At 47.6% G+C, this 21,000-nt stretch carries 20 protein-coding genes; 11 read left to right on the top strand and 9 right to left on the bottom strand.

Annotated features, from left to right (window positions below):
- Positions 1 to 133: 133 nt before the first annotated feature.
- The 4 genes from C7U56_RS10865 to C7U56_RS10850 all read right to left on the bottom strand — a co-directional run bounded on the left by C7U56_RS10865 (position 134) and on the right by C7U56_RS10850 (position 3,934).
- Entirely contained in the window at positions 134 to 1,069 is a 936-nt protein-coding gene (locus C7U56_RS10865) for an SPOR domain-containing protein (RefSeq protein ID WP_107001221.1), read from the bottom strand.
- A 1-nt stretch (position 1,070) separates the two neighbouring features.
- Positions 1,071 to 1,484: a phage holin family protein gene (locus C7U56_RS10860; protein WP_107001220.1), complete on the bottom strand. Its 414-nt coding sequence runs from the start codon at positions 1,482 to 1,484 to the stop codon at positions 1,071 to 1,073.
- A gap of 78 nt (positions 1,485 to 1,562) precedes the next feature.
- Entirely contained in the window at positions 1,563 to 2,972 is a 1,410-nt protein-coding gene (locus C7U56_RS10855) for a hypothetical protein (protein ID WP_233430249.1), read from the bottom strand.
- Entirely contained in the window at positions 2,972 to 3,934 is a 963-nt protein-coding gene (locus C7U56_RS10850) for a hypothetical protein (protein WP_107001218.1), read from the bottom strand. Before C7U56_RS10850 ends, C7U56_RS10855 begins: the two co-directional genes overlap by 1 nt.
- An 84-nt stretch (positions 3,935 to 4,018) precedes the next feature.
- Between C7U56_RS10850 and C7U56_RS10845 the strand changes: the two genes are divergently transcribed.
- Positions 4,019 to 4,402: a TnpV protein gene (locus C7U56_RS10845; protein ID WP_002593334.1), complete on the top strand. Its 384-nt coding sequence runs from the start codon at positions 4,019 to 4,021 to the stop codon at positions 4,400 to 4,402.
- Positions 4,403 to 4,452: 50 nt separating this feature from the next.
- Here the strand turns inward: C7U56_RS10845 and C7U56_RS10840 are convergent, their stop codons facing one another.
- Positions 4,453 to 5,301 (bottom strand): helix-turn-helix domain-containing protein, encoded by an 849-nt coding sequence (locus C7U56_RS10840; protein ID WP_107001217.1) that lies wholly within the window; start codon positions 5,299 to 5,301, stop codon positions 4,453 to 4,455.
- A gap of 340 nt (positions 5,302 to 5,641) precedes the next feature.
- Here C7U56_RS10840 and C7U56_RS10835 point away from each other — a divergent pair, with 340 nt between their 5' ends.
- From C7U56_RS10835 to C7U56_RS10795, 10 genes are all read left to right on the top strand, one after another.
- Entirely contained in the window at positions 5,642 to 5,935 is a 294-nt protein-coding gene (locus C7U56_RS10835) for a hypothetical protein (protein WP_002594258.1), read from the top strand.
- The gene (locus C7U56_RS10830; RefSeq protein WP_004612788.1) at positions 5,919 to 6,224 is read left to right on the top strand and encodes a hypothetical protein; all 306 of its coding nucleotides are present in this window, start codon (positions 5,919 to 5,921) and stop codon (positions 6,222 to 6,224) included. Before C7U56_RS10835 ends, C7U56_RS10830 begins: the two co-directional genes overlap by 17 nt.
- A 425-nt stretch (positions 6,225 to 6,649) precedes the next feature.
- Positions 6,650 to 7,894 (top strand): plasmid recombination protein, encoded by a 1,245-nt coding sequence (locus tag C7U56_RS10820; RefSeq protein WP_025489029.1) that lies wholly within the window; start codon positions 6,650 to 6,652, stop codon positions 7,892 to 7,894.
- Between the two features lie 15 nt (positions 7,895 to 7,909).
- A complete protein-coding gene (locus C7U56_RS10815; RefSeq protein WP_004612786.1) occupies positions 7,910 to 8,596 on the top strand; it encodes a CHC2 zinc finger domain-containing protein in 687 nt (228 codons plus the stop codon).
- Positions 8,556 to 9,914 (top strand): virulence-associated E family protein, encoded by a 1,359-nt coding sequence (locus C7U56_RS10810; protein WP_004612785.1) that lies wholly within the window; start codon positions 8,556 to 8,558, stop codon positions 9,912 to 9,914. Before C7U56_RS10815 ends, C7U56_RS10810 begins: the two co-directional genes overlap by 41 nt.
- Before the next feature lie 266 nt (positions 9,915 to 10,180).
- On the top strand, positions 10,181 to 10,348 hold the full coding sequence (locus C7U56_RS15700; protein WP_004612784.1) for a hypothetical protein: 168 nt from the start codon (positions 10,181 to 10,183) through the stop codon (positions 10,346 to 10,348).
- A 71-nt stretch (positions 10,349 to 10,419) separates the two neighbouring features.
- A complete protein-coding gene (locus C7U56_RS16400; RefSeq protein ID WP_477100009.1) occupies positions 10,420 to 10,881 on the top strand; it encodes a recombinase family protein in 462 nt (153 codons plus the stop codon).
- On the top strand, positions 10,878 to 12,071 hold the full coding sequence (locus tag C7U56_RS10805) for a recombinase family protein (protein ID WP_477100008.1): 1,194 nt from the start codon (positions 10,878 to 10,880) through the stop codon (positions 12,069 to 12,071). Before C7U56_RS16400 ends, C7U56_RS10805 begins: the two co-directional genes overlap by 4 nt.
- 225 nt (positions 12,072 to 12,296) lie before the next feature.
- On the top strand, positions 12,297 to 12,677 hold the full coding sequence (locus C7U56_RS10800; protein WP_004612782.1) for a hypothetical protein: 381 nt from the start codon (positions 12,297 to 12,299) through the stop codon (positions 12,675 to 12,677).
- 64 nt (positions 12,678 to 12,741) lie between these two features.
- Positions 12,742 to 14,835 (top strand): hypothetical protein, encoded by a 2,094-nt coding sequence (locus C7U56_RS10795; RefSeq protein ID WP_004612781.1) that lies wholly within the window; start codon positions 12,742 to 12,744, stop codon positions 14,833 to 14,835.
- A 68-nt stretch (positions 14,836 to 14,903) separates the two neighbouring features.
- Here the strand turns inward: C7U56_RS10795 and C7U56_RS10790 are convergent, their stop codons facing one another.
- Genes C7U56_RS10790 through C7U56_RS10775 form a run of 4 tightly spaced genes read right to left on the bottom strand, consistent with a single transcriptional unit; the run spans position 14,904 to position 20,946 of the window.
- The gene (locus tag C7U56_RS10790) at positions 14,904 to 15,251 is read right to left on the bottom strand and encodes a hypothetical protein (protein WP_107001216.1); all 348 of its coding nucleotides are present in this window, start codon (positions 15,249 to 15,251) and stop codon (positions 14,904 to 14,906) included.
- Positions 15,244 to 17,493: a hypothetical protein gene (locus tag C7U56_RS10785; RefSeq protein WP_107001215.1), complete on the bottom strand. Its 2,250-nt coding sequence runs from the start codon at positions 17,491 to 17,493 to the stop codon at positions 15,244 to 15,246. The genes C7U56_RS10790 and C7U56_RS10785 overlap by 8 nt, the downstream gene beginning before the upstream one ends.
- Before the next feature lie 13 nt (positions 17,494 to 17,506).
- Entirely contained in the window at positions 17,507 to 17,869 is a 363-nt protein-coding gene (locus C7U56_RS10780) for a hypothetical protein (RefSeq protein ID WP_107001214.1), read from the bottom strand.
- A gap of 2 nt (positions 17,870 to 17,871) precedes the next feature.
- A complete protein-coding gene (locus tag C7U56_RS10775) occupies positions 17,872 to 20,946 on the bottom strand; it encodes a phage tail tape measure protein (protein ID WP_107001213.1) in 3,075 nt (1,024 codons plus the stop codon).
- Positions 20,947 to 21,000: the final 54 nt, after the last annotated feature.

Raw genomic sequence — 21,000 nt, 5'->3', positions numbered from 1 at the left:
AGGTCTATGTATAAACTTCTTTATAGGCTATAAAAATAGGTCTATAGAAAAGTTAGGAAAGCACCATTGATACACCTTGCAGACAAAAAGAAAAAGGGCCTATATGGACGCAAATCCACATAGACCCTGATGGTTATCCCAGTAATTCATTTACTTTTGCCTGTACAGACGCATAATCATATCCGGCAGAAGTAAGGCGATTTCTTCTGTCAGCGCCATTACCCCAGTCACCACGGATGACCTCACGCGCGATTTCATCAATGGATTTGAGCGTTGAAACAGAGGCATCTGATTCTGTTGTGATGAAGGCATCAAAACCGGCAGCCTTGAGCTTTGCCATCATGTTGTCAGCATTGGATTTTTCACGGTAAGCACCAACCTGAATCTTATAGAGCCCTCCGATCTGTACCATATAGGTATCAAAGCCAGCGGCCTTTACGTGGGCAAGCTGTGCATCAGCATTGGCCTTGCTCTTATAAGCTCCGACTTGTACACGATAAAGGGTACCCTCAGTAGAAGAAGTGCTTCCACCAAGATTTGCAGTAACCTTTGCGGCCAGATCACCGAGACGGGCATAGAGCCAGTTGCCAGGGCAGGATTTGTTGGCAAACCATCTGTGGACAGTGATCACCATCTCATCGGACTTTGGTGCATAATTCAAGGCCTTGTTCTTATCCCCAAACCATAAAAGCTTCTTCTTGCCATTACGCTTGCAGATGTCGGTGCAGAGCGAGATAAGGGAAGCGTAGACCTTATCATTCATCGCATAAGGCTCCGACTTGTCAGAGGCACATTCGATGGTGATGGCTCTCTGGTCATTGGCATTAGAAGAGGAGCACCAGCTACGATTTTTCTCTTCAACACATAAGGAAATGCGTCCGTCAGTGCCGATGCCATAGTTGCAGGAAGCCTGACGAGAAGGACTGGTAAAGCATCCACAGATACTCTCACAGGAAAGCTGACCTACCACGCAGTGCGGCGTAATGCGGTCAATGCTATGGGTGCGCTGTCCAGAGTGATTCGGGCTGAGTTTGGTGTAAGACACCAGAGAGCTGTTTGTATAAGCCATTTTATTTTTCCTCACTTTCTGCTCTGTCATGGAGCTGTTCTAATACGATTTTGATTTTCTCCGGCACAGGCAGTCCGAGATGAGCTGCGTTCTCCAGAAGGCTCACACCTTCATTGGAAATGTAGAAGAAAATCACAGCGGTTCTCAGCACACTGCCGGTGCCAATGACCTGCACATCAAGGACGTTTGCAATTCCGACCAGCAGGAAGATGAGCACCTTTCGGCAGATGCCCCTGAAGCCGACCTCGCTGGAGAGGTTCTTGTCTGCAATGGCGCACATCACCCCGGTGATGTAGTCGATTACCACAAAGGCAAGCAGTGCGTAAAGCAGACCGTCACAGCCGCCGAGGAAGTAGCCAAGCCATCCGCCGATACCTGCAAATACAAATTGAATCGTGTTCCAGAATTCTTTCATGATGTTGTTCCTCCTTTGAATTTTGAGTATGAAAAAAGCATCTCATGATGAGATGCTTGATTCCGAAATGATACAGAGTTATTCCTCTGTTATGGTGTATGTGATTTTCATAGTCTTATCTGCGGTCTTGATGACCGGAGTGCCCAGGTTATTGATGGTGGCAAGGTAGGGAGTAATCAAGAACAGCTCCCGGTACAGATTGTAGACATTCGATTGAAATATCCATTCACGAAGCGCGTAGGTCTTATATCGAGTCATCTGGTTTCGTCCCCAGGATGCATAGCTCGCATCCGGTGTATCTCGTACATAGAGCTTTGGCTCGCCGTTCAGAAAATACCAGCCGTTGATTACGATGTCATCATCCACAATATAGGTCCACACGGTTGACGAAACATAGGTGATATTCGGCACCAGCTCAATGTTTGCCACATTGGTGGTATCAATGCGATACACCTGATTGCCGGTATAGCACATGAGCCATTTTCCGCTCATACCCAAGCTGTAGAATTCACTGATGTCGCTTGGCGCTACGATTTTTTGTGTAGTGCATTTATTGCCGTCAATACAGTCCATATACCACTCGTAATTCTGGTGAGTGTAGTAGTCCTTGTTGCCGCTGGTATAATTGTACTTTCGGTTTGCTCGTCGAACTAATCCATACCATTTTCCGTCAGCACCATGATACAGATAATTCCAGATTCCAGAATTATCGTTATATGGTTCCTCCGTTCCATCCTTCTGTCCTCCAATATAGTGGTAGTAGGAAGGGTAATGGTTCAGCTCGATTGTGGTTTCCTCATCTGCCTCCGTGGTCATTCTTGTCAGCGGTCGATCAACGAGCGCTGCATGAAGATAATCATCATGAATCTTTCGAAGCGTGGCCTGCGTAGAGTTATTGTAAGTGGTCATTTCCAGGCGATAACCTTCACCGATATAAACGCGCTTGTTCCCACGCATGCAGTAAGGCTTATATTTATCCTGAACATTTGCTGACCAGGTACCAATTCTGACCATGTAGTTACCGGCATATTGCGTTCCTTTTCCGGCCAGAGTGTTGGATAGGCAGATAGCAGAAATCGTTCCATTTGCCTGAGAAGTTGCAAAATCCCAGACAAAACGGTAACCGCCATCCACTTCCTTGCTCTCGGTGAGGTTCCGACTGCCTCGCCGGATATCCTCTGTGTTATTGGCATCATCCGAGGCATAGCCGATCAGCGGATTATTCAGTGGAGCATAGATATTGTCTGCACGCTCCTCAAGTGCATTCTGATATAAAAGGATGCCGCCCATGATATTTTTCTTAAGCGGCAGCATCCAATCATCTCCAGTGGAGCCATTAAATGTGGTGCTGTTATAAAGCATTCCTTTAATGTTGCAGTTCAGAACATCCATCGCGGCTTCCGTCACCAGGTTTGTGTCTTCGTAGTGCTCCTTTTTGCCGGTATGGACATCTGTAAGTTCAATTACTGTTTTTCCTTTCAGCATCATTATTCCTCCGTATTCAGATAGTCGGTTGTGATGGACTTTAGATATCCGTCTGCGCCGCTGACGATAAATCGATATTTTAGCTGTCCGGTAGTTGCTTTCTCCGCCCAGGAATCCACACTGATGGCTTCGAGAGCAGCCTTCGACATTCCGGATTTCTCCTCGGACAGCTTTGCCCACACTGCATTGATGCAGCTCCACCAGCTTGCTCCGTCATCAAATGAGACAGCAAACAGCACCTCGTCCGAGCAGTCAGCAGTTACCTTTTCAATGCCAAGAATTGTGGAATCTGACATATCGATGCTTTCGGAATAAAGCACCTGTGGAATTGGCACTCCTGTGTAGCTTACCTTCATGTCTGGGAATAGATTCTCGGAATCATGCCAATAAAGGATGGTCGGATCATGCAGCGTGATGAGAAGCTTTCCATCCGGGATATCCTGTACACCACGTGCTTCAAAAAGCGCTGCTGTAAGTTCTATTTCCTTAAGTTTCACAAGCGCATTCTCTTCCACGGTATACAGAGTGCTATCTGCATCTGAGATGAGATATCTTCGGTTATATGGATCAAGAAAAACAGGCGCATGATCCACATATTCAAAGCCATTCCCGGATTCGTCCTTTGGTTTAAAAGAGATGATCTTTCCAGTAAGGGCTGTAAAGGAAATCGTGCCATTCCCGGCAACCAGACTGGAATCTGCCAGGTAACTACTATTGGTTGGAATCGCGTCAAAGGAGACGCAGATTTCTCCGGTATCGAATAGAATTGCATCCCATACCATCTGAGTTGCTTCGTTTCGATTGCCGTGCACAGAGTAGCCTTCCCAGCGGATACGAAGGAACTTGTAGGTTCCCCAGATCGTGCCTTCCTCTCTTCGAAGTGTCATAAGATCGGTATCCCTGCGGACGATTTTCAGCTGCTCGGTATTCTCACCAAAGCCAATCCAGGATGTGCCATAATTCATGGTGACGAGTTCAGTTGCCTTGAATAACAGATGAACAGGGACACGATCAACTGGATTCGGATAAAACGAAAACAGGAGGTCGCTATGGAGAAATTGAAAAAGCATATCCATGATGACAGTAACGGTCTGGACTATGTTCTGGTCGGAGACTACTATATTCCAGACTTACAGCTGCCGGAGGAAAGCCGCCCAATCGGACGGTGGGGACGGATGCACAGGGAATATCTGCAAGAGTATTGTCCCGACCGGTACAATGAATTGCTTCTGTCTGGAAAGCTGTGGACATATCTTGCCGATCTGGATGAGCAGGCACAGAACCGTCTGGATTGTATCATTGCCCAGATAAAAGAAACAGAGGGAGTCACGGAGGAATTGAAAGCAAAAGACCAGCTTGCATGGGTCGGTCACATGAACAGCATACGCCACCGGGCAGAGGAAGTCATTCGGTCTGAGATGATTTTCGTCTGAGAAGGTGGAAAAACTGAGGCCATTCACTTTTATAGTGGATGGCCTTTTTGCTACCTGCGCTTTTTCTTTTTTGGCATATAATACGGCTGTGACTTGGCTTTTCCCCGCATATTGTTTGGGTTTTTAAGCAGTTTGGACAGGCTCAGTATCCGCAGAAAAGCCGAAAAGTCCTCGGATGAAATGTTTTCAAAAGGAATCTGCATTTTATCACAGAACTCATGGATCATAGCTTCTGTGTCGGTTCCCATCTGTATGGCCTGTTCAAAATTCTCTTTGACCTCATCCAGTGTTGGCTGTGGGTCGGCTGTGGTCTTGTCTTTCAAATGGGCTTCCCGTATATCCCGGACAATGCTGTCCAGATCATCATGAAGGATATGGCTGTAAAAATCGTTCTCCTGTACCTGACCCAATTCCAGCGTCCGCATATACAGATCATTTTCTCCCGGTGCGTGTTCTTTCAGAATGGTCTGCCGGGTAGCTTCCAGAATCAGATTCATCTGGTTCACTCGCATATCAGCGATCTGGTCAATAAAGATTTCCATATCAACCATCAGCCGCAAAAAATTTGGATGAGTCGCCAGTTCACAAAGCAGGCGGTTGTTGATCTTTCCGCTGCTCAAAAGTTCCACCATAGCGTCACTCAGATGCAGAGCTTGAAGCTCCGTGTTTGGGTGATTTTTATTTTCTGACACACCCATCAGATAATCAGTGGACACACCGTAAAACTTTGCCAGTGTCGCAATCGCAAATGGGCTGATGTCTTTGTAGTCATCGCTCTCATATTTTCCCAGTGCCGACTTAGACAGGCCGGTCTGTTCTGCCAGCTGTTCCAGCGTCAGGTGCTTATCCACCACCCGCAGGTCTTTGAGCCGTTCCGGGATCGACAGTTTTGTGTACATCAAAGCACCTCCTTGCCAACGGTTTTGTTTTCCATTATAGCACATTTCCGAGAGCGTGGAAATATGCGGTTTTCGTGTGATTTTCCTGCGTCTTGGACATACGGGAGAAGCCCTCTTTTTTCGGTAAACTGGTTCTTGTCAGGAGACATAGAACCTTGAAAAATGAATGACCGACTGCAAGGGGGATGACCTCCGGGGAAGTGACGCCACGATAAGAGCGCACCAAAGAGGACAATACGCTGGGAGAGAATCCGGGCAGGAATATTTTGCAGACAGACCGGCAGACAGAAAAATAAACGATGCGGGACATACCGCATCAAATGAATGGAGGTAGATCATTATGAAACTGAATATGAAGGAAAAGAAAATACTTTACGCTTACGCCTGCCCCAGCCATCACAACACAGTGACAAGGCTGAAATGGCTGACAGCATTGACTGTTGACCCGGAGGCGAAAAGCCAGATGCTTCATCTTGCTCGTAAAATTGAGACAGAGACAGAGGAAAGGTGGTACGAAGCCTTTTACCATCATCTGCGTATGGAGATGGACGAATACCGCCGGATTAGACGCAGTCTGCGTGCGCTGAAAGCAAACACTGATTATGAGGAGGAACTGTATGAGGAAGCTGTCTAAATATGAAAAAGAAACCATCATCAACTGGAATGAGGGCGAGACGATTGCCAGTATCTACACCTTCAATGCCAGCTTGAAACGCAGACTGGAGGATTTCAGCCGGAAGTACCCTCTGCTGTGCCGCTTGGAACGCAGTACGCCGGAAGGTAGCGTGACCTATGTACTGGACAAGTCCCGACTTTCGATCCGGCTGGTGCCGCCGTACAGCGAAGAACGGCTGGCAGCTGCAAGGGAGTACGCAAAAGAGCATGGCTTTCAGGTCATACAGACAGAAGAAAAAATCGCTTAAAATGAGGGCGATTTACGAAAAAATATCGGGTCTGCACCCGCTGTTTTGATTGGCAATTTCCGCAGGCGTATTCTGTATCCACTTCTCGCCTATGGGCGTAAATGTACGGATACGGAGCCGGTGAAACTGGCAAAAACCGCTTCTGCGGTGAAGGCCAGCTTCGCCGGTGCGGGAGTACAGAGGGCAGCCAGCCCTTTGTGCCGGGGTGCAGGGGCGGCAGCGCACTGCTGGGGTCAAGGGGCAACGCCCATTGGCGGGTTGAGGGCAGCCAGCCTCATCGGGTCAAGGGTGAAACGCCTTGCCCAGGGAAAGTTGATGCCTGCGTCAACTTGTACTGGGTATTACCTGACGCAAAACTTCGCAGGTCTGGCGGCTTTGCCGCCCTCCCCAGCCCAGAACATCTTTGCAGGAAGGAGGAAAAATGTTTGAAATTAACAAGACACAATGGACGATCTGGGAAGCATGGCACTTACAATCCCCGGCACAATGACCGTCGGTTCGATGTAGAAAATAGCGAACACATTGACGCTGAGCGTGCCAGACAAAATGTGTACTGGGACTGTTACCGGGGCTTTACCACCCACGACTTTCGGGAAAACCCAGAGCAGCCGGATTTCAGCTTTGAGGAAATTGAACGGATGTATTACTACGAGCATTATGCCGACCATGTCAATGCTCAGAACGCCCGGAACGAGAAAACCCGGCACATTGAGCGCAATCGCACTGTGGATGATCTTTTGAAAAATAACAAGACCTGTCCAGAAGAAAGCATCTACCAGATCGGCACTATGGAAGAATCCGTTCCGCCGGAGACTTTAGCGCTCATTGTCAGTGAATTTTATGAGGAATTTGAAAACCGTTTCGGTTCTCATATCCACATTTTAGACTGGGCGCTCCATCTGGATGAAGGGACTCCGCACATCCATGAGCGCCATGTATTTGACTGTGAAAATCGGTATGGAGAGCTGTGCCCCCAGCAGGAAAAGGCGTTGGAGGAACTGGGTATCCCTCTCCCTAAACCGGAACAGCCAAAAGGAAAGCACAATAACCGGAAACAGACTTTTGATGCAGTCTGTCGGACAATCTTATTTGACATTGCCAAACGGCATGGGCTGCATCTGGAACAGGAGCCGTCTTATGGTGGGCGTGACTATTTGGAAAAGCAGGATTATATCCTGATGAAGCAGAAGGAGCAGCTGGCGACACAGGAGCAAAAGCTGGAGGAACTGACGCTAAAAATTGAGGATGTAGAAACCTTACTGGAAGATGTTTCCGGTGCAGCCTATGACAAGGCGGTGGAGGTTGTGACCGACAAGGTTCGGGAACAAACCCAGCTTGAAGATATGGAAGTAATTGAGAAATATCGAAAGAGCGTGGTATCGCCCAATGCCAAAAATTCGCCAGAAGTTGTGAAGATAGCGAACACTCTGCTGAGTAGGGTGCGAGAAAAATTACAGCAGTCTGCTGAAAAAGTTCTCAAAAAGGTACAGGCGGTGCTGTTAAAACCGGAGGTCAAACAGGCTGGCAAAGAGCAGATCAAAAATAAAGCCAGAAAATCCATTAAGGAGAAGCTGGCACAAGGCAAACTGGACGCTGATCGGGAGAACCGGGAGCGCTGGGAGCGTGAAGGACGGATTGCTCCAACAAGAAAACAGGATATGGAATTGTGAGGCATCTGATTTTCTATGGAAACCGGATGCCTTTTGCATTGTTTGGAGGTGGAAGAAACGAATGTATTTGAAGCAGTAAAACAGTCTGTTACCACAAGGCAGGCTGCTTTGGTTTATGGAATTTCAGTAGGACGCAACGGGATGGCTTGTTGCCCGTTTCACGATGACAGGCATCCCAGCATGAAGGTGGACAGACGGTTCCATTGTTTTGCCTGTCAGGCAGATGGAGATGTGATTGATTTCACTTCCCGTCTTTTTGGACTAAGCAGTAAAGAAGCTGCCTTAAAGCTGGCAGAGGACTTCTCAATCAGCTTTGACCGCAAAGGCCACGATCCGCCACAAAAGAGAGTAATCAAAAGAAAAATCAGCGAGGAAATGCGATACCGGCAGGCAGAGCAGAAATGCTTTCGGGTGCTGTGCGACTACCTGCGTTTGCTGGAACGATGGAAAGAAGAATATGCGCCCAAACAACCGGAGGATGACTGGAATCCTTTGTTTGTGGAGGCTCTGCACAGGCAGCCATATATCGAATATCTGTTGGATCTTCTTCTGTCTGACAGCATAGAAGAACGAGCTTTTGTAGTTGCTGAGTATGGAAAAGAGGTGAGGAAAATTGAACAGCGAATATCAGAGTTTATCGCCAGCCACCCAGCAGGCTGTGATGAGCGCAGCCGAAGCCATAGCGCCGGAACCGAGCGTTGATGAGGTGCGGCAGAGCCTTTCTGTTACCGACAAGGGAAAAACAGCCAACACCATTGACAACTGCCGGATTGTGTTCTGCTGCGATCCACTCCTACGGGATGCCATCCGGCTTAATCTCCTGACTGACCGGGTAGACATTGTACAGGACTTGGGGTGGCGCAGGAATACCAGCGCTCTGACGGATACTGATGTGAAATATCTTCTCCTCTATTTTGAGAGAAACTATGAGCTGACCAGTGAGAAAAAGATCACGGCTGCCCTTTCTATCGTAGCAAACGAAAATTGTTACCATCCAATTCAGGATGTGCTGAACAGTCTTGTCTGGGACGGTACACCACGCATCCGATCCTGTCTGCACCATTTTCTTGGTGCTGATGAAAGTGACTATGTGGAAGAAATGCTGAAACATTTCCTGCTGGGTGCTATACGCCGGGTATTCCGTCCCGGTTCCAAATATGAGGAAATGCTTTGTTTGGTGGGCGGTCAGGGTGCCGGGAAGTCCACATTCTTCCGACTGCTGGCGATCCGGGACGAATGGTTCTCTGATGACCTGAAGAAGTTGGATGACGACCGGGTATTCCAAAAGCTACAAGGTCACTGGATCATTGAGATGTCAGAGATGCTTGCCACCAGCAGCGCAAAGAGCATTGAAGAAATCCGTTCCTTTATTAGCCGACAGAAGGAAACCTACCGGACACCTTATGAATCTCAGCCTAAAGACCGGCTTCGGCAGTGCGTGTTCGGTGGTTCCTCGAATACCCTGGACTTTCTGCCGCTGGATCGAGCCGGGAACCGGCGCTTTCTCCCAATCATGATTTACCCGGAGAAGGCAGAGGTTCACATTTTGGAGGACGAGGACGCTTCCAGAGCGTATCTGTTGCAGGTATGGGCAGAAGCTATGAGCATTTACCACAGCGGCAAGTATTCCATGAAATTCAGCAAGTCCATCCAGCGTCAACTGGTGGAGGTGCAGAAAGACTTCATGCCGGAGGACACCGAAGCTGGACAGATACAGGGATTTCTGGAACACTACACCGGAAACATGGTCTGCTCAAAACAGCTGTTCAAGGAGGCGCTGGGACATACCTTTGATGAGCCGAAGCGGTGGCAGCTCCACAATATCAATGAGATCATGAACACGGTCGTGACCGGTTGGAAGCCTTTTTCCAATCCCCGGATGTTTGCCGGATATGGCAGACAAAAGGGCTGGGAACGGGACACTTCCGGCAACGAACTACCCAGCAACGAAGGTGGATTTGTAGAACTGAGTGAAGAAGAATGCCGTCAGCTGGAACTTCCGCAGGAGTGGATCGCCTGACAAGGACGGTCTGTTGCCGGGATAGTTGCCAGTTGGTTGCCGGGTTCGTTGCTGATAAATTTATGGTTTTGATATGGAAAAAGCCCGTAAATAAAGGATTTTTATTATCTATCTATGTTTCCGGCAACGAAAGCAACGAGATTTTACAAGAAAATTTGAAAAGTAAGAAATCAGGGTCAGACGATAGTTTACAGGTTTTTTGATGTCCGTTGCCGAACTTCGTTGCCACAGCTACCGTCTGATCCCCTATTCTATGGAGGTAGCCTATGGAGAAAAACAAGAAGCAGAATAAAAAAGTCCAGTTTGTAGTGGTTCGTGAGTTTTCTGGGGACAAAACCATGCGGGAAGCCTTTGAGCAGCTGATCGAGCGTCAGACCTGCGAACACTTCGAGGAATGGTTAGAGCATCAGGAAATGGCACGAAAAGCGGCGTAAAGCAGTTGAATCATGGACAGGGGCATGGTATTATAATGGTATCGTGTCCCTGTTCATAGAAGGAGAACACTATGAGCAGGAAAAAACAAGTGAATCAGAAAATCACAGCCCTTTATTGCCGTATCTCTCTGGAGGATGGCGGCGATAATGAGAGCATGAGCATCAGCAACCAGAAACTTATGCTCCGGGACTTTGCCGAAAAAAACGGAATGTTCCAGTATGAGTATTATGTGGATGACGGTTATACAGGCCGCAATTTCAACCGCCCTTCTTTTCAGCGCATGATTGCCGATATTGAGGCGGGAAAGATCGGCTGCGTTATCACCAAAGACCTGTCCAGACTGGGCAGGAATTATATCGAAGCTGGCAGCTATATCGAAATCTTTTTCCCAAAACACAATGTACGCTATATCGCCATTACAGACGGAGTGGACAGCCTGACCCGTCAGGAAATGGACATTACGCCGTTTAAGAATATCCTGAACGATTGTACAGCCGGGATATTTCCAAAAAGGTGCTGGCAGGGCGTATGACCCGTTCCCGGCAGGGGAAGTTTTGTGGTGGGCAGCCGCCCCTCGGTTTGATGCGTGACCCGGAGGATAAGGGGCATTTGATCCGTGACCCTGAGACAGCACCGGTAATCCGAAAAATCTATGATATGGCGCTGGATGGCTGGGGATGCATGCGGATTGCAAAGCAGCTCATGGATGATAAAGTCCCGATCACCAGAGTAAAAAGCAACACAGAATGTGATGTAAATTACTATTCATGGGGAAGTGCAAGAATCAGCCATATTCTGCGGAATCCCTTTTATAAGGGCGCACATCTGGTCTGCCGGACACATCAGAAAGGGATTCGCTCCAACACCTATGACATTATCCCTCGTGAGGACTGGGAAATTATCGAGGATTGCCATGAAGCAATCATCTCCCCGGAAGAATGGGAGCAGGTACAGGAAATCATTGACCGCAGACCAACCATTATGAAGGGCAACTCCTGCCCCTTTTATAACCTGTTCCACGGTATCATTTATTGTGCGACTTGCGGAAAGTCCATGCAGGTGCGGTATGAAAAGGTTGGCAGAACCGGAAAGAACCGTTTTACCGGCGAACAGCGGGAACCGATTGATAAGGCGTATTATATCTGCCAGACCTATAACAGGCTGGGCAAGAACGCCTGTACCAGCCACAAGATCGAAGCCAGAGATTTATACAATCTTGTACTGAAAGATATTCAGGAGCTGGCAAAGACTGCGCTCAAAGATGCCGATGCTTTTTATCAGCGGCTGAGCAGCCGGATGGAGCGCCGGTATCTTCTGGACGCTTCCCAGACACAGAAGGAATGTCAACGACTGGAAAGCAGGAATTGTGAAATTGATGAGATGTTTCTGAGCCTATATACCGATAAGGCAAAAGGAATCTTGACTGAGCAGCGTTTTATGAAGCTGACAGCAACACTGGAGCAGGAGCAGGAAGCTAACCAGAAGCGCCTGCGAGACCTGCTGTTGATGATGCGCCACTCTGACGAACAGGAAAATGAAGTCCGCACCTTTATCAAAGAAATCCGGCGTTATGCAGCCATTGAAGAACTGGATGAAGCGGTGCTGAACCGGCTCATCAGCAAAATTTTGGTGGGCGAAGTCAAGAAGATTGACGGACAGAAGGTGCAGGAAGTCAGAATCGTCTATAACTTTGTCGGAGAAATCCCGGAGATTACAGCATAATCATTTCGCCTCATCTCTCAATCAGCGAGGGATGAGGCTTTTCTTTTTGTAAAATTGCGATAGATATATTCACAATTTTTTTACCATTAAATTCTTAGTCAGACAGTAGAAAAATGATGACGACTCCCCCTACAGATGCTATAATGTTCGCATATAGATATGGCAATTTGACAATTACTTTTTCTTATTGGTATCTGTCTTTTTCTTATTAACGGAGGTACTGAAATGACATTTTATGAACAGATGGTTCCTGCACTTTCCATATTGCTGGAAATAGGCGAGACCTTAAAAGCACCGATTTACGGCACACTATTGCAAAAAAAACGAAATTACACATTTGGATATTTAGGATTGAGCGAAAGTGCGCTATTGGTATCCCTACTTCAAGGTGATTCGAAAAAATTAAAGGGAAGCAGCCGTATCCCTTTCAGCAATATCCAGAAAACAAAAGTGCGAAAAAGTCTGTTTCCGCTTCAATATATTCTCAAAATCTATTTAACAGATGGAGATATGATAAAGTTCCGAATATCTAAAAAAGTCTATGGATTTACTACACAGGAAGAAAATCTGGACATCTTCCTGAACAAAATGAAAACTTATATATAACCAGAAACATTAACAGCAGAAATGCTGATTAAAATCTTAACCCCTTACTTGAAGGAGATTACCTATGTATCAAGAAAACGAACTTAAAAAATTGTATGAGCGTCTAAAAGCGCAATATCCTCAGTATCAGTTGGAACTTTCAGGAGACAGTCTGACTCTGAATCGGCTCTACTGCAAGATTGAGGTAAACCGATCTGGCGTAAAGCTGTATGTAAATGAAAAACTGTACGACCAATTTACTAGTGAAGATGTAAACGATACGGACGATCTGTATGAACTGATTGAGGCATTTTTACTGGATATTCAGCACGCAGGTATGAAGCAGGGAAACGAAACCTACATTTTTGCAACAAGGCAGGCCGCCAAGATGGGAAGCCGCTTTCTGATGGGAATGGCTATATGCTTTACTATTTTGATGATTGGTCTAATCACTGCGAACAGCCCTTGGCTATTCCTGCTGATTTTCCTTCTTCCGGCAGCGTCGCTCCTGATACTAAAACAAATGCAAAAAAAGATCTTCCAACGCTGCTGGTTCTGCCCTGCCTGCGGTCAGTCCTTGCCAATGGGCGGGAAAGGTCATAGTTGTGAGATGGAGTATGTATCCCAATGTCCTCACTGCGCCCATGTGCTGGAACAACCGCCGGAGTTAGAGGTCGTTCAGAGGGAATATGCTACTCAAAAGCCTCTGGAACCGCCCCATGACCTGCCTGTGCAGGGCAGTAAGCTGCCTTGCATTATTTGTGGTAGCTTTACGATTGCTTTTTCTCTGATTCTGCTGCCGCTGATTTTTGTTTCGGACGGGAATGAGCCTCTGGACATGGTGGGCGTGTGGACTGGTGTGGGGATGCTTCTGTACCTGCTTGGATTCGGTTTGGCGCTGCTGCTGTGCCGCCACGCTGAACGGGAAGAAACCCAGCAGCCGGTGGTAATCGTGCGAGAGCGGATGGTAGTCACGGTTCTTGGCGTAATTGTCTGGGTGCTTGGATTTGTTCTGACCATCATGGGTGTCATCGTGGCTGGGACGCCACCCTTTGCACCAGATGTCACCGCCTTTGTAGCCATTCCCGGTGTGTTACTCTTCCTGCTGGGCATATGGATGCTTTTGGCTGGACGCAACCGGTCTTTGTTTGTGTTCCAGGATAACTCTATTTTGTATATTAGCAGTTGGGGCAGGAAACGAAAATTTGCACCGGGACAGGTGGCTTCGGTACGGCTGACGGCCAACCGCTCCATCCATTTACTGAACAGTGAGGGAAAAAAATTAGCCTCTATCGAAACCAATATGTTGGGAATTCCACGGTTTGCAGAGTGGCTCGAAAGTACCAATCTTGCTGCGACATTGACTCCTACGATGGAAAAACAAACCAGACAAGAGGAACAGCAAGAGAACACCGTCCAATGGCGGGAGGAGTACCACACCCACTGGCATGACCATATCAAAAGTATCCGGATTGGATTGTGGGTTGTTATTGTATTGTTTGCCGTTGGCGTTCTTATTCCTATTCCACTATATCTTTTCGCTGACGCAAAGTTTACTACTGTTATGAAAATTGGTGCATTTGCTCCTATTCCATTTCTTTTATTTTGTTTGGTGTTTGCTCCAGTACTCTCCTTTGGAGACAAGCCTCAGAACGCCACCCCAGAGTGGAGAGCCATGCACATCCATGTCCCGCTGATTATTTGTTTGTTAATAGGATATACTTATTTCTGGCAAGTTAGTGACATTTGGGGCGATTTGGTGCTTCGGGAGGAAGATGGCAACTGGGGATGGCTAATTCGGATACTTTCCATCACCATAGTGTTGATTGTGCTGCAAGTTCTTCGTTCACCGAAGCGGAATCGGGTAGCCGCAGGGTTGTACATGGGAGTGGTTGGACTGTCCATTGCTTGTGGACTTCATTACTGTGTAAATGCAGCTCTTATTGGACCAGCCCAACATTATCCAGCTATTATTGTGGATAGCCATGCAGAAGATCCAGATGTAGATGATGATGATTACAAATTGACTATTGTGATGGATAACGGGGAAGAAACAGACCTTGTAGTTACTGAAAAAGTATATGAGATGGCTATGAATGGTGAACCACTGGAAATTTGTCATAGAGAAAGTCCTTTTGGCGTGGTTTTTCTGGGTATTCATATGCCGTCAACAGAATAAGGTAGTCCAGAATAATTGAATTTCATAAAAGATAGAATTATTTAAGGATGTATGACAAGCGTTCTAAATTAAAAGAACTTCACAGTTTTACTAAGCGGGAAATCTGAAAAGGTTTCCTGCTTTTTTTTGTCCCAAATTAAAGGTAATACCGTAAATAATATCAAAACAAAACAAGAAGGCAAGCGATATAAAAGATGGATTTCTTTTATGCCGCTTGCCTTTTGGGAATTCACCACTTGACTTTGTGGCAAAGAGTTGCCACTGACATAAAGGGTAGAGGCTATTTTTCCTTTGTACTGAAACCAGTCAACGCCTTTCACGGTATCGGTGCCATCATCCTGCAGAGAATTATTTCGAAGGATCTCCATGTGCTCTGTGCTCTTTAAAAGATCCTCGATAGTTCCATAATCAAACATTGCTTACCTCCAGTTCTGTTATTTCGGTCATGTTCTGAAGCCCAAGTGAAAATGCGGCAAGCCGTCCCCGGTCGATCTCCTGGTCCTGACCAGAAATACGTGTGCTGAAAGATTTCTTCAGCTTTACGGCACCATCGGTAAGCTCAGTAAAGCTATTCAGCGGGAGGTCAGCAGCAAACAAAATCTTCATATTGATAAAGGGAAGCGTATCAAAAGGTAGAATTGCAAGGTCAGTCAGACTATCAAAGTTTCCAGTCGGAATCACAAGCTTCAGCATCCGACCACGATCAAGGCGAACATTGCTATTTCCAGAGAGGACGTAGTCCTTACGCAGCTTGAATACCTCATCATCAAGGACATATTCTTTCTGGTAATGCATCTTCTTTTTATCCGCGGTTTCTACCACATCATGTACAATCGGTGCAAAGAGTCGAAGCGAATCCTTCACGGACCGCATCGGCATTCCGGTTAAGGAGATAGATGTCACGTGGTCATTTAATCCTGTCTTTTTCGGAGCAAGGAAATGTACCGTAACAGCGTCACGCAGCGTATGCGTTGGCATAGCGGAAAGAAGAATCTTCTTCAGGGTATCGTCTGCCGTGATCCGGCCGTCCCAGCGCTCCTGCACACCAAGTCCCTGGCCGGCGATGGTCGCCATGATATTTTGTGCCTCGATATGCCCGGTTCCATTTTTCATGGAGATCAGCACCTCGAAGGTATGGAGCTGATTTGCCGTAAGGCCGATGATCGGGTAATAGAGCGTCAGGATATGCTTGCCGCTGAGCCACGATTCCTTCGGGTGGAATTCCTCAACCTCATGACCATCCAGCACATAGAAAACGGAGAGTGCAGTTTTCCCGTCCTCGTTCCAGGAGAGTGGAAAGGAAATCACTTTCTTGTTTTCAACTTCGTTCCCCTCGTCATCTGTGGTTGTTCCAAGGTCAATGGTCGTTTCTGCAGTAAGTGTTCTCGTATCAGGATTGCTTTCCACTTCCATGATCGCCTGGGCATGAAATTCAGCATTAGTCTCGTCACCAGATGCAAACTCCATGTTGATGATGGACAGCTTTTCTTCTCCGGCATCCAGTGCCAAGGCATTGGTGAAGGTGTAGATGCTGAGCTTTGTTTCACCAATGGAGCTGATCAGGCCACTGATGTTTTTGTCGTTCTTACTTTTTGCTGCAGCAAGCCTTGGATTTTTGCCGACGCATTTCACAGTTTGCTTTCCATTGATTTTTGTGTAGATAGAAGTGATTGCAGACTGTTTGGTTTCATCTGCATGGCCGCCGGTAAAGCGGAGCACATCTCCTAGGTCCAGTGCAGGATTGCCGATGGTTTCTGAATCAAAGGGTACATACTCTACCGAAGAAACCACATCCAGTATGGCATTTATAATCCGCTTTCTGGTTTCTTCCAAGCCAAACTGCAGAAGCGGATTTACACCAAGATTCATAGTCAGCCCATCATCCGGATCCTTCGCATAGTATTCTGCCGTTTCCGTCTTTTTGTTGGTGGAGCTGACCGCTGTGTAGCGAGTAACAAAATCGGAAAAGCTGCTGCTGAACCGATGACGAATATCAATGGCCATGACTGGCGTGCTCCCGTAAGAGGTCAGACAGAGCTTTCCATAACGATCAATGATTGCAAAGCAGCTAAGCGTCTGGGCAAGGTAATAGAGAAAATCACGCCACGATTCGATGTCATTATCCTGATAGATACCAAGCAGCTCCGTGCCATTTGGCAAAGCCTCGATTTCTTCCTTTGTCTGCGCAAGCTCCACATGACAGGCCTTCGATAACAGAGAAAGAAATTCATAGGGAGCTGCACTGGAAAGGCCCTTGTTGAAAGATTTATCCAGGTTCAGCATTCCATCATAGGCTTTCAGCTCCAGTGTTTTGATACGGCGATTGGCTTCGGCCACATAGAACACACCCATCGGAATGCTCTCTGTACTGCCATCGTCAAGCAGCAGATGGAACCAGAGCTTGATTTCTGCGCCGTCCAGGGTGTATCGGTCGATATCACAGAACAGGCTGATGCCAAGCTCTGCGGCATACACTGAGCCAAGCTCAATTTCAGAGTTTCCGCAGCACTGCCTCGAAATATATCCGCTGCCTTTTACGATATCCTCATTTTCAAATTCATAGGTTTTCTTATCACTGGTGGTGATCGTGCCGGTCCAGTAATATTTTCTTGTGTTACTTTTGATTGCCTGCATAAAGGCATTCGATACTGGATACACAGCACCACCTCCATTAAAATTCGTTCAGGGTAAAGCTCACTGTCCACAGTCCCTTATAGGAGGTGTCTTTTTTGAGCTTCGCCTTAAACCCGCTGATATACATTTCTGCTTCTTTCTGTGATAAATCTTCGGTATCAAAATACTGAACCGTCAGCTTTGGCTGCTTGGAATAGGCTGTCAGCTGTTTCAGCCATTTCGGGGATACAGAGAAAGAGACGGATATCTTTACGACACCCGACCTTACGACATCCCGCTGCGTAGTACCTGCTTCAGTTTCACCACTGGAATCCGCCTCTACATCAGAAAGATCGAGGTCATAGGAATCCGGAAGTGGGAGGGCAGTACCATTGAAATTCAAATATTGTATAAATGCCATCGTTACCGACCTCCGCTTCTGAGATTTGCCCCCTGCTGGGCATTGACAATGACTTCATCTAACATCGTGCCGCCAAGGTATACCGGAATTACGATGTCTCCTGACTGACCAGTTACACCAGCGAGACCTTCACGGATTGCAGCAGTGATACCAGTGAGGGTATCAGCTGTTCCGGCAGATGTAGTGGCTGTGGCAGTTTCCATTTTTCCAATCTGCGGGTTGATCACCATGCTGGTTGCAACACCATTCATGGCCTTTGCCACAAGACTCTTGCTCTGCTCGATGCCTTTTGCAAGGCCAGCCATGAAGTCTGGCATCCAGGATTCATAATCCGTGAGTGGTCCTTCGTCCGGTACGGAGAAGTGCAGTACGGAACGAATCTTGTTTGCTACACCATTTACCGCATCGGTAACTGCGCCAACAGCCGACTTGATACCATTCACGATACCCATGATGAGGTCGCGTCCCCAGCTGAATGCCTGAGAAGCAAGACCTTTAACGTAGCTGACGGCACGTTCAAATCCAGAATGGATCACGTTATAAATCTGACCAATGATGCTGCCGACAGCCGACTTTACGCTATTCCAGATGGAAGAAACCGTGTTCTTAATGGTATTCATCACACCAGAGATATAGCCGCTGATGCTGTTCCAGATACTTGTCACCACACCCTTGATGGCATTTAGCACAGACGTTACTACCGATTTGATGGCATTCCAGACCGTCGTAAAGATGGACTGGATCGTGGTCAACACCGTAGTTACCACAGTCTGAATGGCCGTCCAGATTGTCTGGAAAAAGCTCTGCAATGCAGTGAGAAGCGGAGTCAGGAAGGCAACGATGGCATTCCAAATCTCCTGGATTTTTGTGCTGATTGCATCCATCGCCATGCCGATCAAGATTTGAATAGCCTGAAAGATGGTTTCAAACAGATACCGGAAGGCTTCTAGCAGCGGGCCGAAAACCGACACAAATCCGTTCCAGATATTCGTGATTGTATCGACAATGTTCTGTACAATACCACCGACGGTCGTGCTGATTGCAGCCCAGATGGAAGAAGCGGTTGTAGCAATGCTTGTCCAAATACCGGAAAGAAACGTTGCAATTCCTGAGACGATGATTCCAATCGTATCAGAGATTGCCTGCCACACCATACCAGCAAGTGTTTTGATGTTCTCCCACAGGCCAGAAAGGAAGGTTCCGATTTCCGTCCAGTGTTCTTTGATCACAATGACAAGATTTGCCACTGCAAAGACAATCGCGGCCACCACGCCTGCAACCAGTGCCGGAGCACCAAGAATAACCGCTCCAACAGCAGCAAGGGCAATGCCAACGCCCATCAGGATATCCTTTACTACGGAGAATCCGTTCTGGAACATATCGATGAAGTTTTTCACAGCGGTGATAGCACCACCGATCACAAGACCAATGCCGGAGAATACCTTCAGCACAGCGCTAATTCCGGATGTCGCTGCACCGATGCCCTTGATGGCTCCTGTGACCGTATTCACGGCACCTGCAATCTTCGGTGCCATCGTCATGATAGAGCCGACTGCACTCATGATTTTTCCAACAAAGATAAGTACAGGACCAAGAGCAGCGACCAGAAGTGCTACCACGAGGATAATCTGCTTTACTGGCTCCGGCAGTTTATTCAGGAAGTCCACCAAGCCCTGCAAAGCCGATACCAGAGAACGGATTGCAGGCATCATGAGATCTGCAAAGGAAATGGCGAGCTCCTGAAGCTGCGATTTTAGAATCGTAAGCTGACCACTTAAGTTGTCCTGCATGGTTTCTGCCATCTTCTCAGATGTGCCATCACAGTTCTTGATTGCACCTTCGAGCTTTGAAATATCTCCAGGTGCGGAGTTCATAAGAGCAAGGAAGCCGGACATGGCATTCTTACCGACGAGTGCCTCTGCATTCGATGCTTTCTCAGAATCCGAAAGCTGCCCGAAGGCGGACCGGCAGTCTGCAAGGATTGCCGTGAGACTTCGCATCGATCCATCGGCATTGGTGGTTGCAATCGTCACATCCCCGATGGATTTGCCGGAGAGCTTCACCTCGCCAGTAAGATTATTCATGATGGTGCGAAGAGCGGTACCGGCCTGTGAAGATTTGATGCCAGCATTCGCCATAAGGCCGATGGCTTCTGCGGTATCCTCTGCGGAAAAGCCAAGTGCACCTGCAATCGGTGCACAGTATTTGAAGGTTTCACCCATCATACTGACATTCGTATTTGCGTTAGAGCTTGCCGCTGCAAGGATGTCCGCGAAATGCCCAGAGTCCTTGGCGGTGAGCCCAAATGCAGTCAGTGCATCGGTTACGATATCTGATGTGGTGGCAAGGTCCTCACCAGATGCCGCAGCAAGGTTCATGATGCCTTCGATACCATCCAGCATGTCGGAGGTTTTCCATCCGGCCATCGCCATATAGTTCATGGCATCCGCAGCTTCAGATGCTGAGAACTTGGTTTTCGCACCCATCTCACGAGCCTTTGCGCGGAGCTTGTCGAAGTCCTCTCCGGTTGCACCAGACACGGCGGCTACCTGGCTCATAGAAGAATCGAAGTCGGAGGCTGTTTTTACAGCAGCAACGCCAAGAGCTGTAACTGCTGCAGAGGCAGGAAGGAGCTTTTCACCGGCGGAGGAAACCTTATCGCCTGCAGACTTCAGGCTTTCACCAGCAGTAGCAATCTTCTGCACAGCAGTGGCAGACTGATTTGCCTGAGCTTCCAGCTTTTTGAGATCTTCTTCCGTTTCGATGATCTCCCTCTGAAGAGCATCATACTGTTCTTTAGAAATGTCACCATTCGCAAGCGCCTGATTTGCCTGCTCTGCAGCAGTCTTGAGAGTAGCGAGCTTTTCCTTTGTTTCACTGACAGCGCTGGAAAGGAGCTTCTGCTTCTGGGCAAGCAGCTCGGTGTTGCCTGGATCCAGTTTCAGGAGCTTTTCGACATCCTTGAGCTGACTCTGTGTATTCTTGATTTCTGAATTGACACCCTTTAAGGCTGTCTGAAGTTTTGTGGTATCCCCGCCGATTTCAACAGTGATACCCTTGATTCTACTTCCCGCCATAGGCTCCTCCTTTCCTGAATTTGGGCATAAGAAAAGCACCTACCATTTCTGATA

Origin of the sequence: Clostridium fessum, assembly GCF_003024715.1 — a bacterium.
Taxonomy (GTDB): Bacteria; Bacillota; Clostridia; order Lachnospirales; family Lachnospiraceae; genus Otoolea; species Otoolea fessa.
This window is presented reverse-complemented; position numbering and strand designations above follow the sequence as displayed.